We start from the raw sequence: 17,309 nt of genomic DNA, 5'->3' as shown, positions 1-17,309 counted from the left end.
TGTACAATTGGTTATTCAAATAATTTAAGCAGCTCATCTTTACTGATCGATTTCATTAGATTGGCCTCATCTAAAATCAGTCCTTCGGATATTCGTTTTTTACTTTCTTGAAGTGCTAAGATGTGCTCCTCAACGGAATCCCGACAAACAATCTTATAAGCCATCACATGCTTTTCTTGCCCTATTCGATAACAACGATCTATCGCCTGTGCTTCGGCAGCAGGATTCCACCAGGGGTCTAAAATATAGACGTAGTCGGCAGACGTTAGATTTAATCCTGTTCCTCCCGCTTTAAGGCTGATGAGAAACACACGACATTCGTCCTCGTTCTGAAATCTTTCGACCGCATTTTGCCGCTGATCTTGATTCATCTTACCATCAAGGTAGGCATAAGCTATTCCCTTATTTTCGATTCGTTGAGCCACCAGCTTAAGCATGGAAGTATACGCCGAAAAGAGAAGAATCTTATGATTTGGAGCTACTTCATCCATGATCTCATCAATAAAATCCAATTTAATAGATTCATGACCGAAGCCGCCATCTTTCATCAGAATGGGCGAGTTGCAAAGCTGCCGTAGTTTTTGCAGCGCCTCGATCGCTAAAAATTTGGATTTCGTGGAATCAGCGCTATTCAGATTATTTTCAATCTCCCCCTTGAATATTTTTCTGACCTTATCGTATATTTTCCTTTGCTCCGGAAGCATATCCATATACAGAATTGTTTCGGTCTTTTCAGGAAGGTCCAAAGCAACCTGTTTTTTTGTACGCCGAAGAATAAAAGGTTGAATCATCTTTTGGAGGCCAAGGGTAGTTGCTTGCGCTGTATTTTCATCTTTGATCCCCTTATAGGTGTTATTAAAATTGCCATAAGTTCCAAAAAAACCCGGATTGACCATACTCATTTGTGCATAGATATCCTCCACGCCATTTTCAATCGGTGTTCCTGTCATCGCTATGCGATAGCAGGATTTTAGCTCAGTGAGCGATTTAAATCTTTTTGAATTACGATTTTTCACCGCCTGCGACTCATCTAAAATCATGTAACTAAAGGACTGGGATTTAAGAAAATCAAGCTCCATCATAACTGTTCCATAGGTCGTAATCAAGATGGATTCGTTCTCTATTTCTGTGATTTCCCTCCTTTTTTGTCCATGATAAATAGCAGTCCGACGATTTGGGGAAAATTTCTTAAATTCTGACAGCCAATTGAATAGTAAGGAATTGGGTACAATAATAATTGAGGGGGCCGCCTTTGGATTATTTTGATAGAAATATTCCAAAAGCGTTATTGCCTGTAAGGTTTTCCCTAATCCCATATCATCAGCCAAGATACCGCCCCATTGAAAATCACTTAAGAATACCATCCAGCTAAATCCTGCCTGTTGGTAAGGGCGCAACTCTGCCTGGATCTCTTTCGGAACATCCAACAGGGCTATTTCATCCGTATTCAACAGTTTCTTTCGACGTTCAGCTAGGCTATTTTGAATAATACGGGGATCAATTCGATCCAGCCGTGTTTGGAAAGACAACAATTGGGCTGAAGTGAGTTTAAGACAGTCAGTTTCAACCACCGCATAATTAAACAGCACGTCAAATAATGCTTTATCTGAGGCTTTGATATATCCGAAAGATTGATCCGCCAATTGAATACTACTGTAGTCGTTTACGATCTTTTCTTCAAACTCTCCCGGTAAATAGGTCGTTGTTCCAAATTTGAAAATCATGTAAATGGAAAATACATTATTGTCCTGACGAATATCCAATACTTCCCATTTCAGTTGGTGTGGCAGCAAATAAGCTCCCTTTGAAATATTGTTCAGTATAGTTTTGTACCCCTTGCTCTTACATTTTTTTATAAATTCATACAGTCTATTTCTGTTGCTATACCCCTGCCATTCCAAGCGCTTAACCATCCTATTGCTGCAACTTTTCAAATTTGGAAACTGTGCTTCAATAAAGGTATTAAACTCATTCTCGCCAACAAGATCTCGCTCAGTATATAGGCAGGTTCCATTTTCCGATTTTAAAATCAAGTTTCCTCCATATGGAATTACATATTCTTCCTTTTCACTCAGCATAGCTTTCAATTCGAAATTTAAATGATCATCGTCGTCTTTCTCCACCACAACCTTAAATTGCGGCACATGATGAGCGGTATTAGAAATAAAAACTGTATCCTTGTTTAAAGGTTCAAGGTCTATATGAAGGGATGTTGACAATGGAATCAACATACGCGTAAAGAAGTCTTCATAGTCCCTCATTAACACCGTTATTTTAGTAGAAATACTGTGAAAGAAACGTAATAGAAACTCCTTTTGTAGATTATCAACAAAAAGACACTCATCTTCATTTAGATTGATAAAGAAGAAATTGGACCGACATTCGGATGTATAGTCTTTCAACTCCTCTCCTTTGTAGATAAGAATTAACGATAGAAGCAGGTGATCGCTGTATTCTTTCAAATGAAATTTCAGGCTAAGATCATCGCCCGCCAAAATCACATTCCGATAAGTTGTACGATATTTGGATGGATATTTGAAGTTTTCAATTGTCGTTTTAAAATTATTCCTATCGACAAAGGCAACACGTAATCTTTCCGATTTTCCTTCCAAAAGTTTACGCCAAGCACTGATGATAAAATCCTTCTCCACATGATCAAAGTCATTTCGCAGGTCATCTTTCTCCCTATCCCCTAATTGTCTTTGAGGACTTTTGGAAAAGGCTAAAATCTTATGACATAAATCGATTTTCAAAACATCGCTATCAGCAAAATTCACCAACTCATTACCAAATTCGCCTAAATAATTTATCTTACTGTCTTTTTCAAAAGGTATTAAAAAAGGTAGTCCGTCCACCTGACGCTCTCTAGGAACGACATACATAAGGTCCGGACAAGGCGCCCCAGGCTGTCCCAACCATCGGCTTTCAGATGCTGCAGCTAGCAATTCCGATTCAAGCTCCCGGTGGTCGAAATAATTATATACCTGACCAAATTGATTATGGTTTTCAATACAAACCTTATCATTGCGGTAATAAAGCCTAGAAATACCCAATTGAAAGAACTTATGCTGACTTTCGGGTAGGATGGCAATATCTTCTGCATATAAATCATGTAAGAATTTATTACTGAGTAAAAACTTACGATAAAGTCCAATAATTACATAATCACACAGACTATCATGACGCTTTTTACAATCACACTTAACCTTCAATCCGATTTCTTTGATCTCGAGATCAATTTTGAGATATTTGCCTTTATATTTTCCGTCTCTTCTTAGAGAAAATGGCCATTTAAACTTGTTGACTTTGATTATCCTAACGCTGTAACTGTAAAGGTGGAAATCTTTCAATGGTATTTCTCCTTTATAGAGCTTAAGAAAGTAGTCTGATGAAATATAAAGATCCTCCCGGTTTTCCCAGGGAATAATAAAGCTATTCTTCTCTTTATCAGGTACAATCGGAGCAACATCTGTTGGTAGCCCCAGATTTTCAACACTGTTTCCCATAAATTCTTCTTTATTACTTATTGAAATTAACCTCCGATTTCAGCTCCATATACCGTATACTCTGATCACAGAGATCGACAAAGAAATCTGTAATTTCTCTCGCTTTTGAACTAAAGTAGTCCATATCAAGCTGAGCTAATTGTGAAGGAAGCTCATAAACCCGCCCTTTCATCTGTTTTAATAACTCTGCATTCAATATTTCTTCTACATCACCTCTGGCGGTAAAAAACTCCTTAACCTTTTTATCACAGATACAGGTCCAGTCCACCAGATCGGCTATCGTCACATTCATTGGGGCATAACCGATCCGTAGGTAGAGATAACTGTATAGTCCAATTGAAGTCAATTGATTTAAAAATAATACAGCCAATTGTGGACTAGCAAGTCCTTCAAAAGCAAATACACCTAGCAGATCCTGCATAAGTTTTGAATTGCGTGTCCATGAAATGGATGTCTTAAACAATGTATCATGCCAATTGATCGGAGAAACGGAATATGTTGGCTTATAACTCGGACGACGGTAAACAACAACAGATTCATTCCAGATGGTATGGGAGAAACGGCTGCCCAGATCCAGTTTTGTTGCCAGGAAATCTGTACTCATAAAAGCTACAATTGCAGTAACTCCACCATAAACGATTTTTCGAAAATGGCAGTGACCTATTTTCTTTTTTATTACTGCAAGGTAGATTTCTGCCTTTTCATTTTCCTGCGGTGGAAAATGAAAAAGCCCTTTCCCATGCGCATCGCTAACGTAATAATTGAGCAGCATCATTTGTTCGGGATTATTCTCCTGACGAATCTGAGCCAGCACATGAAGTATATCTGTCTCATACCGCTCCGGCCAAGGAAATGCATGAAACTGCGAGGCCGTAGCATTCGATAATGTAGTGTCCTTCGCCGCCAGATTACCTACTGCAACTTCGACGTTTTTATTTACGACTTTTTGTTCCTCTTTTTGTTGCTCTTTTGCCAACAATTTTTCATAGCCCATTTTAAGGCCTTCCATAAAACTCAAGTACAGTTGTTCAATCGTATGAAGAACAAACTTGCAATGCTCATAAAGCCAGGAGGCATCAAAGGCGGAGATTTCGAGATCCTTGTTTTGTTTCACCGCATCAAAGGCGCTGTCCAATAATCTAAAACGTTTCTTTTCTTCCTCATCCTTTCCGACAAGGGACTCCCTTAACATGGAAAAATGTTCATTGAGGCTTTTAATTCTGTTATTAACATGATGTACATTATTGGCTTTTCCGTCAATCATTAGCTGTAAAAAACGCAAGTGGTTTTCCATACTTTGATGTAACATAAATACAGCCCTTTGATAGTTGCCCTGTTGACCAAATGTTTCAGCCCCCTGTAAGAAGCCTGATGAAATAGGCAGGAGCTTCTGGTAATATTCATCAGCTATTTCTAGAACACTTTTTAGTTCTTTCGCTTGAAGAGGTGGGTTCTTTTTGCTACTAGCCTGATGAACGATATTTTCAGGTAGTGAGGCGTAGGAATAATACAGACTACCCACTTTGACTTTACTGAGCATTTCAGCAATTGGCACCAGCTCAAAGGAAATATTCTTCTGGTCCATTAAACATAATTCCACAATGGGTTTTAATACCTTCGGTGAAAGCCCGCTCACATGCTTGAGCGCAAGAAGCAAATGATAATGCTCCTGCCCGAGAAACTGATATTTAAAAAGATAGGCACGATCGAGATCCATACGCTGAGAAAGCCGATCGATAATTAATTGGCTATTAATTTCCATACTAAATGATTTAAGATTAAAAATTTGGCACAATAAATTACCCCAACAGATCAAACTGTTACAGATCATTATTGCAAATAATCAATACTTTATTGTAAAAAAACAGTATTACAACCAAGGAGACTAAAGAGGGGTTAACACATTACTACATATAGACGTTCGCCCCTTGGCTTTTCAGGAAATACCAGCATTTAAATCAACATGTATTCAAATCATTCATTTAGCGAAAAAGTGTCTCCCCGTCGCTGGCAATATAGACAGAGAAAACACTTTGTTTTCCCATGAAAAGAAAAACAAAATAGAATACATTGATATAGTTTATATATACAAATATATAAATAAACAAAACCAAATCAAAATATTATTTATCATTAAAGTTTTAAATAAAGGATACCGGCCTGTATATAGACACACGACCATTTATTTCCAGCTTTTACAAATTATAAATATATGCTGCGAATTGTAAACAACTCACGAATCAATTATATATTTCTATTATTTTTAGGCTATTCAATTTTTAAGCTATCAGAAAATACGCTATTTCTTAAATTGCATTAATTTTAACAACCATATACATGACCAATACCAAATTATTCCTCATCTTTTGTCTTGTTTTCTTTGTTCGACCAATATATGGTCAAACCACCTGCAACTGCTCACAGGCACTTAAGCAATTAATTATAAAAATAGAGAGCGAGTACCCTGGTTTTCCAGAAAAAACCAAGCAGAATAAGGACCTGTATCAAGCTAAAAAAAATATATTGACGAAGAAAAGCTTGCTGGTTTCAAATGGGACCTGTATGCAACTTTTGCAGGAATATCTTGACTTCTTCCACGATGAACACATTGTCTTAGATGATCTTTCCAAAAAGAAAAATGCTCCACAGACAAGTACCGAAAACCCAAAGGTAGAACCAGAAGAGGAAATAAGTTCAAAATCGATCAGTCCCGATATATTTTATATTAAAATCTCAAGCTTCGGGTATGAAAACATAGCCCCTTTCAAAGAGCTGATCGAAAAAAACAAAGAAAAGATAGAAAGCAGTAAAGGACTTATTATAGATGTACGAAACAACGGTGGTGGAACGGACGATGTATACCAGCCCCTATTGCCTTACATCTTAACTAATCCCATCCGGATTATGAGTGTTGAGTTTTTTGCGACACAAACCTTAGTCAATGGTTTGCGTGATTATGCCATCAAGAATATCAAGCAGGATTCTCTGAATGAAGTAAAAAGAATTGACGAAGATCTGCGGGAATACAGGGAGAATATCGGAAAATTTGTCCTGTATGGTGACAAGAAGGTGATCATAGATACGATTGTCCTTAATAAAAAGAGTCCGCAACAGGTCATTATCCTAGCCAATAGAAATGTAGCCAGTTCAGCGGAGAATTTTTTATTCAGTTCCCGCCAGAGCAAAAAAGTAAAAATCATGGGAACCCCGAGTATGGGCGCCCTTGACTATGGCTCTATACGTGAGTTCAAATTTGGTTGCGACAACTACCAGCTCCTTTTGCCGACCTACCGATCTACCCGTTTACCGCAATATCCGATTGACAATATAGGTATACAGCCCGATATCTATATGGATGAATCCATTTCAGACTGGATAGATTTTGCCGTACGTTATATCCAAGAGTAGGCTAAGAACCAAAACGACTAAATTGTATGTTCATGATGCGAATATTGCCTTTTTTCTAAAGCCAAAAGGATTTCGATAATCACTGAAATCGGCTATTTTTCTAAAGCTTGTTTTCCACTACTTTAGCTTCGAAACCAACGCGTTTCTGAGTGTGTACGATTCGCCTTCGGGCTCGATCAACGCGAGCAATTGCAATAACATGCGAGTTGCAAACAAACAGGTTCAATTTATAGAAAAAAAAGGATGATCAAATCATTATTGCTAAGTATAACAGCTATGCTATGTATCACAGCATGTGCACAGGAATCCGCCATAATCACAAAAAATGACCGGGTTAAATGGATTCCCTATCAAACCAAAAACAAGCAGTTTGTCTATGTCGACAGTGCATTCCATAAGAAGCTATCCCAAGAGTTCCATTGGGCTCAGCCTTTCACGTCCACAGGATTTGCACTGGTAGCCAATGAAAAGGATCAAACGGGGATCATTAACAGCAAAGGTGAATTTATAGAACATTATTCCGACGCAGATTTACAGCTCTTAGACCTCGAACAGGTGACTCTCGTAATGAAACGCCAGGAATATGAAAAGAAATTGCCCTTCTGGAAATGGGACTGGAATATCCTAAGCAGTTATATCAAGAAAACAGCTACTTATGTTAAGCTCGAAATACGGGTATTGGAAAGTAATCAGGTCCTGTTGAAAAAAGATATTCCTTACGATGAGAACGAGTATAACCTTGCAACTTACCCCTTAGACGACAAGCACCTGATCCTCAATGGGAACCTGTATCTGCTAAAAGATCAAAAACTTAAGAAAATAGAAGAACACATTGAAATGCCCTTGGAAAACGGACGTTATATTCCAGCATCAACAAACAGTTTTGCTATCCTTGATATCCAAAGCAAAAAACCGGTTTTATCCGCTTTGACAGGCATTGACAAAATAGACCTTCTTTGGAAAAATGAGGCCATACAGCTCGATTCCATCAATCAGGAGCGCTACAGCCCAACAATCCCCAAACTACTAAAGGACAATAATACAGGGAGTATATATGCCTTTCCACAATACGACAAAGCTTTTCCAAAACAAATTAGACAAGCCAATGCTTCACAGATTGCCTTTCTAAAAGAAATATCCTTAGTTTATTCGGTGACCAATTCGCCCTACTTTATTCTAGGCAGGTTTAACTACGATCATGCCATCTGGGCTTATGATTGGTTATATATAGATAAAGATGGCAACTTATTGGACACCATCAAAGCCCCGAATTTCTATATCCTGGATCAAGTGGGTAATTTGGTCTGGCCAGACAAACACATGTTACTCACCTCGAATGCCATGGAAAAGAATTGGAAGACCGGAAAAATAAAATACATCGATTCATCAGAAGATCTTTATTTAATTGATGTAAAACGAGGTGATCTAGAACCTACAAAAGGCCTATGGAATTCAAGTGCAAAGACTTGGGATATAAATCCCGATTTCGAACATATTGAAACCTTAGATGGTAAACGACAAATCTTCGCATTACAGGAGCATAAAGATGGTCGCTATACTTTATACAACAATAAGACAAAACAACGAATCGGCAACAAAAGCTACATGACCATCAATCCCAACGGTTGGGTACAGCATAAAAATGAACACAATCAGAATGAGAGCTATTTTATAGACATCGCTACGGGCAAGGAATATAAAGAATAAAAATATACCGCTCAATTTCAGCAGAAATTCCCAAGATTAATTTATAACAGACAAAGTATACTCTTTAAGATTTATTAACTTTAAAGGAATACTGAGTTATTAGCTTTGTCCAATTAAAACTGATCTTGTGAGCGAATTATTGATAGCATCATTAAAGCAAGGTGACCACTTTGCCATGGAACAGATTTTTAATCTGTATTGGGAAGCCATATTTGATGCAGCTTTTAAGAAAATAGGTGACGAAAATGTGGCTCAGGACATTACCCAGGAAATCTTCATTTCGCTGTGGGAAAACCGTGAACAGGTCATCATATCTGGTGGCCTTGCAGCCTATCTACATGGGGCTGTAAAATTTAAAGTAATCAACCATTTTCGGAATACGACAGTTAAAGATGGACACAAAGCCGAACTAGCGACTTTAATGAACCAACAATATGCAGATTCAGCGGACGACCTGCTGATCCTAAAAGATGCGCAGCAAAAAGTTGAAGAAGCTTTAATGCAGCTTCCCGAACGTATGCGACTGGTCGTCACAATGAGCCGCAAGCAAGAAAAATCAATCAAGGAAATTGCGAGCGAGCTGAATGTATCGGTACAAACCGTCAAGAATCAAATTACCTCGGCCATGAAACTGCTCAAAAAAAGCCTCTCTTAGGCAGTTCCTACATTTTTTTGAGTGTTAACAATAAATTAATATACTCCTAATATTTTCGACTAGTACCAATTCCCATTTGAAGTGACATGTATTCAAATGATGGAAGAAAAAGCAAAGCAGCTACTGCAAAAATATTTAAATGAAGAGGCCAGCGCCGCCGAGATTAAACAAGTCGAAGATTGGTACGCCCAACTGGATAACGCATCAAAAAAAATTCCGCAGGAACGCAAAGCTGCGCTGCGCGAACAATTATTGGCCAATATCCAGTCCGGTATTTCAGAAAAGGAAAGTAAACGACCTTCCCTGCTGTATTCACCTGTATTCAAAATAGCGGCCGCTATTTTAATGATTGCTTCCATAGTACTTCTTTATTGGAAAGTAAATAATCAACCTATCGCACCATCTGCGCAGATCGTCACAACAACCCTTGCAGGTGAACATAAAAAGATTGTATTGGCAGATGGTTCGGAAATTATCATGGAACCATCTTCAAAAATCAGCTATCCAAGTAAATTCAGGGGAAATATCCGCGAAATAGCACTTACTGAAGGGGAAGCTTTCTTTGATATTGCCCACGACGAGCAACACCCATTTCAGGTACAGCTTGCATCCAAGCTAGCGGTTAAAGTATTGGGTACCTCCTTTCGGATAAAAGCCTATCAGGCTTCCGGCCAAGTCGAAGTCACCGTTGCTACCGGTAAGGTTGCGGTACAGCAACAAGATAAAATCTTGGGTATATTAACCAAAAACCAGAGTCTACGTTACAGCAAGGAGACCGCACAATCTTCGCGTAGCGTAGTAGAAAAAAATACAGCTGTCGCCATAGCATTTGATGGAACAAACCTCCAAGAGGTCGCAAAAAAACTGGAATATATCTACAACATTGAAATTATCTTAAAGGATACATCGCTTAGGTCTCTAAAAACAACAGCCACATTCAATAGCACACAAAATCCAGCAGAAATACTGGATATTATCTGCAGCCTACATCACCTTAAGTACAGTACGATTGAAAAGGATAAAGTATTTAAAATCCACAAATAATGTCTAAAAATTTACCTAAAACATCTTAGTCACCATGCGTAATTCATTACCTAATTATTACAAAAAAATGAAAACACCTGCATTCAAGAGGGAATTCTCTTTTTACCGGATCATGAAGTATCCCTGCATCGCATTTTCGATTACTTCAGTATTCTGCAGTTCATTGATGGCCTCCCCAAGCATGGCCCAACGTTTGGACAAAAGCAGTGTAAACATCAAAATAAGCAAGGGCGAAAAACTCGATGTGATTCTCCACAAAATCGAGAGTCTTTCGGGCCTTCATTTTGTTTACAATCCCGATCTATTGCAAGAACGGAACACAGTCTTAAGCGGCAGTTTTAAAACTGAACCCGTTCGCTCTCTCTTGAATAAGCTTGGAATCAATGCAGTGGAAAAAGAGGACTATGTGATCCTGAACACGCAAGCAAACATCAAGGCAGACCGAATCGTTACCGGTTTTGTAAGAGATACAACAGGGGCTGCAATTGCGGGTGTTTCTGTAAAAGTATTGGGTACGCAGGTTGGGACCACAACAGATATAAAAGGTGCATTCCGTATCGAAGCAGGACCGCAAGCCGTACTTTCCTTTTCGATGGTCGGATTCCATTCTAAAGATGTTTCTGTTGGTGAAAATGAAGTTATAAATGTAACGCTAAGCGAAGAGCGTTCGACCTTATCAGAAGTTGTTGTTGTGGGATATGGCACCCAGAAAAAAGAAACACTAACAGGTGCTGTCAGCTTGGTATCACTTGACAAATTATCGTCTAGATCTGTCAACAGTGTTGGCGAAGTATTGGCCGGTAAATCACCAGGTGTTATTGTTACGAATGAAGGTGGTGACCCAACTTCAACGCCACGTATCAATATCAGAGGCGCCGGTGGTATCAATGGCGAAAATGTACTCTACGTTATTGACGGTTCAATTTTCCTAGGCACCCCACAGCTCAATCCAAACGATATCGAATCCATTTCGGTCCTTAAAGATGCATCGGCAGCGATCTATGGAGCGAGAGCTTCTGGTGGTGTGGTATTGATCACCACTAAAAAAGGAAAAAAAGGACAGATGCAAATTAGCGTTGATGCCAAGTTAGGTCAACAAAGTACATGGCGAAAATTACAGCCTTTAAATGCCGAACAACGTGCACAAGTAGCTGCAACAGCCGCTCAAAATGGTGGAACAACTATCCTACCTGCTTTTGATCCGACCAAATACCCAGAAGGTTTAGTCACCAAAACAAACTGGATGGATGAAGTTTTTAGAAACGCGACGCTACAGGATTACAATGCTGCAATTAATGGTGGTAGCGAAAAGTCTAACTTTTACCTGAGTTTTAATTACCGCAACGCCGAAGGTATTGTATTGAATACCAAAACCAAGCGCTATAATTTCCGTATAAATTCAGAACATCAACTTACCCCTTGGTTGAAAGTTGGTGAAAACTTATCCTATAGCAGTACCAATGGAAATGGTGCCAATACCAGCAGTGACTATACAGGAGCCCTACTTTCTGCCATTTATTATCCAACTAATGGAACCCCTTACAATGCAGATGGAAGCTTTGCTGGTCTACCGGGTCCATTCCCTGGCGATTACGGTGATATCATTAATCCTGTTGCCGAACTGATGCGCATCGACATCAACAATCCGGTCAATGTCCTTGTTGTCAATCCTTATGCTAGCATCCAATTGGCAAAAGGCTTAACATTCAGATCTAATTTAAGTATTACTAAATCGAATGCTCGATTTAAAAGCTTTACACCAAGACGTCCTGAAATAGGTAAACCGGTTTTGAGCAATAGTCTAGTTGAACGAGCTGATGATGCAAATGATATCCTTGCAGAACAAGTTTTAAATTACAAAACTTCTTTCGACAAGCATCAACTTGACCTAACTGGTGGTTATACCTTTCAAAAAACAAAGAACACCTATCTATATACTTCCGGAGCAGGTTTTGACGATGAGTCCAAACAATACCGTTATTTAACAAATGCGAATACCATTCAACCTTCGGAAAGTGGCTATGCTTCAACAGCAATATCATCGCTATTCTTAAGAGCAAACTACAGTTATAACGACAAGTATTTACTATCGTTAATTGGTAGACGAGATGGTTCATCCATGTTGACAAAAGAAAATAGATTTAAAAACTACGCTTCTGCTTCTGCAGGATGGGTAATCAGTAAAGAAGAGTTTTTAAAATCAGCAACCTGGTTAGATCAATTAAAATTACGCGGGAGCTATGGTATTTTAGGTAATCTCGGTAGTTTGTCAGCTGCAGCTGTTAACCCGCTACTAGCATCGACACAAAGTTATTTCGGCCAAACACCGACCTTACAAAAAGGATACGTACAAACGATTTTGGCCAACAAGAACCTCACTTGGGCAGAAAGTAAACAGACCAATATAGGTGTAGATTTGGGAATTTTCAACCATTTTAACTTAGTCGCCGATTACTTTATTAAAGAAACAAATAAAATGATCCTGACCAGATCACTACCAGGTACAGCAGGTTTAAATAGTCAAACGATCAACGCGGGTTTAGTCAAAGACAGAGGAATTGAGCTGGGATTAACGTACAACAGTTCAAAAAATTCCGACTTTACTTATTCCATCAACGCAACCTTAACCAAATTAAATAACAAGGTTGAAGAATTAGCACCGGGCTTGAACACCATTGCTGTGGGTACTAATTTCAGAAATGAGTTAGCTCCACTCTCTATTACTGTTGGTCAACCGCTCTACAGCTACTATGTACTAAAAACAGATGGTATCTTTCAGAGCCAGGCCGAAGCTGATAATTACAAAAATGCCAATGGACAAAAAATTCAACCGAATGCAAAAGCGGGAGATTTCAAATTTGTAGATATCGATGGCAATGGTTCAATCGGACCTGAAGACCGTTATTTTGCGGGCAGTGCATATCCAAATTTCTCCTATGGTTTGAGCTTTAATGCGAATTATAAGGATTTTGATTTCAATATTTTTGCTCAGGGCGTTCAAGGCAACAAGCTTTTCAACGCTATCAAAAGAACAACGTATAGTGCGAGTGGACCTTCTTACAATAAGTTAACGGGCATTTTGGACGCCTGGTCTCCAGAAAATCCAAACGGTAAAGTGCCGATCATCTCCACTTCAGATGCAAATGGCAATTTCAATGCGTCCGATTTTTACATCGAAAATGGTTCCTACCTCCGCATTCGTAACGTTACATTAGGCTATACCTTACCAAAATCAATTGCAAACAAATTTAAGATGGGCAACGTACGCGTTTATGCAACGGCCAACAACCTATTTACCATTACGAAATATACAGGTTTTGACCCAGAAATTGGAATGGATAACAATGGTCTTGACGTGGGGCGTTACCCACAAGCCAGAAGCTTTATTGTTGGTTTAAATGTCAATTTTTAATCTAAAAAAAGTCGATGATTTATACTCATCAGCCATTAAAAAAATAAAACGATGAAAACGAATATAAAATACCTTGCAATAGCAGCAGTAGCACTTTTTGCATCGTGCAATAAACAGTTAGATATAACACCAGAGGGTTCTCCCTCCGCACAGAATTTCTGGAAAACGGAACAAGATGCGATCAAAGCAGAAGCCGGGATGTACGAAAAGTACAATGAAGAGGATTATTACGGTCGTGGGATGTTTTGGTTTATTAATGCCAGTGACGACATGGTGACAGGACGTAACAAGCCCGAAGCCGACAATATCAAAAACTTCAACCGCAATTACATCGGTGGTGGTTATACAGAATCCCAATGGAGCATGCGTTATGCGATTATAAAAAGGGCCAACGATATTATTATCAATGTTCCCAATATAAGCATGGATGAAGCGCGAAAAAAACAGATCATTGGCGATGCCTATTTCAATGCAGGTCTGGTTTATTTTCAATTAGCGGCAAACTATGGTAACGACAAGGCGGGTGTGCCTATTGTTACGCCTGAAACAGATGCTTCTGTTCCTGTAGCTAGAGCCAACAACGTTAACGAAAACTACGATTACATCATTTCACTACTATTAAAAGCGGCCGACAACCTTCCTTATTTTTCTGAAATGAAGGATACCGATTATGGTAAAGCGCACAAAACAGCTGCATGGGCCTATTTATCAAAAGTATATCTGTACAAAAAAGATTATACCAATGCTGCGAAGTACGCGGATATGGTGATCAGTTCGGGCAAACATGATTTATTGACCAATTTTGTGGATGTGTTTAAGGCGGCTAACAACTGGTCCAAAGAATATATTTGGTCGGTGGTCTGTACGCCAAATGGTGGTGGTACTGGCTGGGGCAGTAAACTTCCCGGTGTTATGCTTACCAATAAAGCTTGGGGAATCTACAACGGCTGGGGCTACTATCTACCGACAAAAGAACTTTACGATTCTTTTGAAACAGGTGACTTGCGTCGTGAAGCAACAATCTTGAAACCAGGGGATAAGTTCCAGTTTTTTGGCACAGAACGTACATTTACAAAAGACGGCGGTGCGACTTCGAACTACCAGTTCAAAAAGTACATGGAACCATTTTCATACGCCAACCCTATTCCAACACACGTTAATCCAAATGGCGACAACGGAACAACAGACCTCAATGTACCATTGATGCGTTATGCCGAAGTATTATTGATTAAAGCTGAGGCCGCCATTAATTTAAATGGGGCTGGAGCCGGTGATACTGAATTAAATAAAATTAGGAGGAGAGCTGGTTTAATAACAAAAAGCGGAATGACTCTTGTAGACCTAAAACGCGAGCGCCGCAATGAGCTTGCTGGTGAATGGGCAGACCGTCACCGTGATTTGGTCAGATGGGGCGATGCGCAAGCTACATATGCCAAACCTTTACACGATTTCGATGGTGCTGTAATTTGGCCGGCTAGAAATTTCAATCCGCAAGTACATGATGTTTGGGCAGTTCCACAACGCGAGATCGACAACAGTTCCGGCGTCATTAAACAGAATGCAGGATGGTAAAAAACAATAAATTAATGTGGCTGCTATTTGCCGGCCTAAGCATTCAGTCAGTTTCTGCACAACAGAAACTGACTGCCAATGCAGGTCACAGCCACAATGATTACAAACAGCAAATCCCGCTGTTGGAGGCTTACTATGCTGGAATGGGCTCTATCGAAGCGGACGTCTTCTATCGCAATGGAGAGCTTTACGTCGCCCATGAAAGCAGCGAAATCAAACCAGGGAAGACGTTAAAAAAACTTTACATCGACCCTTTAATTGCTTTCTTTAAGGAGAACGGCAATAAACCTTATGCCAAACCTGAGCAGACCTTACAGCTCGTGATCGATATCAAAGAAAATTACGAACAGGTATTGTCTAAATTGTTGGCCGATTTGAAGGGCAACGAATCTATATTCGACCAGCAGAAAAATCCTTCCGCCATTAAAATTGTCGTCAGCGGTGAGATCCCGCCGCCCGAAAAGTTCGACAATTATCCATCGATGATTTATTTTGATGGCCGGCCGGAAAAAGATTATACGCCGGCGCAGCTCAAACATATTGGGATGATCAGTCAGGATATTAAGCAGTATTCTGTCTGGAATGGTAAAGGGACACCTACTCCACCCGACCTTGAAAAGATGAAATCTGTGATAGACAAAGCGCATAAATTGGGTAAATCCTTTCGTTTTTGGGCAACCAAAGACAGCCCCAATAGTTGGAAAGAGCTTGGTCATATGGGGGTAGACTGGATCAATACAGACCATCCTACTGCGCTTAAGAATTTCTATTTAAACAACGCTAAAGTCGAATACGCAAATCCAAAGGCCTACGTTCCCTATCAGCCAACCTATAAAAATGATGGTGCAACGAGCAAGGTTAAGAACGTTATTTTACTTATTGGTGATGGAATGGGCTTGGCTCAAATACAAGCGGGTTTAAGTGCCAATTTTGGTCAATCCAATATCATCAATATGAAACATATTGGTCTTTCGCGCACCGAGGCATCCAATTCGGATTTTACCGACTCCGCTGCGGGCGGGACAGCTTTGGCGACTGGACATAAAACCAATAACCGTTACATTGGCGTGGATGCTGACGGTAAATTGTTGAGCGCTATTCCCGACACACTTGCTCAACACGGGATTAAAAGTGGTGTCATCAGTGCGGGAGATATTACAGATGCTACTCCGGCTGCATTTTACGCACATCAGATCGACCGAACAATGTCACAGGAAATTGCGGCAGATTTCAAAAATAGCCATGTGGATATCTTAGTTGGATCCCGTCGTGAAAGCTTCCTCAACAACAAGGATAACACGCTGATGAAGCAACTGACCGAAAAAGGGTATCAGCTTCAGCACAATTTAGACGACTTTGAAAAAGCGACATCGGGTAAACAGTTGGTGCTCCTAGCTGATTCTGCGACAAGAAGAATACTCGATGGACGGGGAGAAATGTTAAAAAATTCCCTCTCAAAAACGATTCAGCTTTTGTCTAAAAATAAAAATGGCTTCTTTATCATGGCCGAGGGTGCACAAATCGACTATGGAGCCCATGCCAACGATCTTCCCTATGTTGTTACCGAGCAACATGACTTTGATCGACTTGTCGGGGAAGCCCTAAAATTTGCGGACCAAGATGGTGAAACACTAGTCATTGTCACTGCAGATCACGAAACTGGTGGACTTTCCCTATTGGATGCCAATTATAAAAAGGGAACTGTTAGAGGCAATTTCAGTAGCGATGACCATACCAATATTATGGTACCTGTCTTTGCTTACGGACCAGGTGCGCAAAATTTTATTGGCATTTACAACAATACAGCCGTTTTTAAAAAGATCATCCAAGCCTATAACTTGAAATAATCACTTTAAAGTTTTCATACAACATGGAACCCCTTAGTTTAAATACGAGGGGTTTTCACTTTTTCACCGACTACATTCCATAGTTTACAACCACTCCAAAATCCAATTTAAGGATTGATGTTCGATTTTTTGCCTATCTTGTAAGTCAACAAAACAGA

9 protein-coding genes are annotated in these 17,309 nt (G+C 39.6%); 7 read left to right on the top strand and 2 right to left on the bottom strand.

Going from position 1 to position 17,309, the window contains the following annotated elements:
* Positions 1-11 precede the first annotated feature (11 nt).
* Complete coding sequence (locus ACHWSC_RS00205; RefSeq protein ID WP_394675412.1) at positions 12-3,506, bottom strand: DEAD/DEAH box helicase; 3,495 nt, start codon at positions 3,504-3,506, stop codon at positions 12-14.
* Between the two features lie 13 nt (positions 3,507-3,519).
* Positions 3,520-5,268, bottom strand: a complete 1,749-nt coding sequence (locus ACHWSC_RS00200) for a hypothetical protein (RefSeq protein WP_394675411.1) — start codon at positions 5,266-5,268, stop codon at positions 3,520-3,522.
* Between the two features lie 575 nt (positions 5,269-5,843).
* Between ACHWSC_RS00200 and ACHWSC_RS00195 the strand changes: the two genes are divergently transcribed.
* The 7 genes from ACHWSC_RS00195 (at position 5,844) to ACHWSC_RS00165 (ending at position 17,151) form a co-directional block, all read left to right on the top strand.
* Positions 5,844-6,914 (top strand): S41 family peptidase, encoded by a 1,071-nt coding sequence (locus ACHWSC_RS00195; protein ID WP_394675410.1) that lies wholly within the window; start codon positions 5,844-5,846, stop codon positions 6,912-6,914.
* Positions 6,915-7,157: 243 nt separating this feature from the next.
* Positions 7,158-8,621: a hypothetical protein gene (locus ACHWSC_RS00190; protein ID WP_394675409.1), complete on the top strand. Its 1,464-nt coding sequence runs from the start codon at positions 7,158-7,160 to the stop codon at positions 8,619-8,621.
* A gap of 127 nt (positions 8,622-8,748) precedes the next feature.
* Positions 8,749-9,276, top strand: a complete 528-nt coding sequence (locus ACHWSC_RS00185) for an RNA polymerase sigma-70 factor (protein WP_112373850.1) — start codon at positions 8,749-8,751, stop codon at positions 9,274-9,276.
* A 96-nt stretch (positions 9,277-9,372) separates the two neighbouring features.
* Positions 9,373-10,320, top strand: a complete 948-nt coding sequence (locus ACHWSC_RS00180; protein WP_394675408.1) for a FecR family protein — start codon at positions 9,373-9,375, stop codon at positions 10,318-10,320.
* Between the two features lie 67 nt (positions 10,321-10,387).
* Complete coding sequence (locus ACHWSC_RS00175) at positions 10,388-13,732, top strand: SusC/RagA family TonB-linked outer membrane protein (RefSeq protein ID WP_394675407.1); 3,345 nt, start codon at positions 10,388-10,390, stop codon at positions 13,730-13,732.
* Positions 13,733-13,783: 51 nt separating this feature from the next.
* A complete protein-coding gene (locus ACHWSC_RS00170) occupies positions 13,784-15,304 on the top strand; it encodes a RagB/SusD family nutrient uptake outer membrane protein (RefSeq protein ID WP_394675406.1) in 1,521 nt (506 codons plus the stop codon).
* A complete protein-coding gene (locus ACHWSC_RS00165; RefSeq protein WP_394675405.1) occupies positions 15,298-17,151 on the top strand; it encodes an alkaline phosphatase in 1,854 nt (617 codons plus the stop codon). The genes ACHWSC_RS00170 and ACHWSC_RS00165 overlap by 7 nt, the downstream gene beginning before the upstream one ends.
* The last annotated feature ends 158 nt before the right edge of the window (positions 17,152-17,309 follow it).

It is taken from the genome of uncultured Sphingobacterium sp. (assembly GCF_964277905.1).
In the GTDB taxonomy this organism is placed as follows: Bacteria; Bacteroidota; Bacteroidia; order Sphingobacteriales; family Sphingobacteriaceae; genus Sphingobacterium; species Sphingobacterium siyangense.
This window is presented reverse-complemented; position numbering and strand designations above follow the sequence as displayed.

Excerpts from the sequence above, each read along its gene's own strand:
- ACHWSC_RS00205 (WP_394675412.1), bottom strand. The coding sequence starts at position 3,506 with ATGGGAAACAGTGTTGAAAATCTGGGGCTACCAACAGATGTTGCTCCG.
- ACHWSC_RS00200 (WP_394675411.1), bottom strand. The coding sequence starts at position 5,268 with ATGGAAATTAATAGCCAATTAATTATCGATCGGCTTTCTCAGCGTATG.
- ACHWSC_RS00195 (WP_394675410.1), top strand. The coding sequence starts at position 5,844 with ATGACCAATACCAAATTATTCCTCATCTTTTGTCTTGTTTTCTTTGTT.
- ACHWSC_RS00190 (WP_394675409.1), top strand. The coding sequence starts at position 7,158 with ATGATCAAATCATTATTGCTAAGTATAACAGCTATGCTATGTATCACA.
- ACHWSC_RS00180 (WP_394675408.1), top strand. The coding sequence starts at position 9,373 with ATGATGGAAGAAAAAGCAAAGCAGCTACTGCAAAAATATTTAAATGAA.
- ACHWSC_RS00175 (WP_394675407.1), top strand. The coding sequence starts at position 10,388 with ATGAAAACACCTGCATTCAAGAGGGAATTCTCTTTTTACCGGATCATG.
- ACHWSC_RS00170 (WP_394675406.1), top strand. The coding sequence starts at position 13,784 with ATGAAAACGAATATAAAATACCTTGCAATAGCAGCAGTAGCACTTTTT.
- ACHWSC_RS00165 (WP_394675405.1), top strand. The coding sequence starts at position 15,298 with ATGGTAAAAAACAATAAATTAATGTGGCTGCTATTTGCCGGCCTAAGC.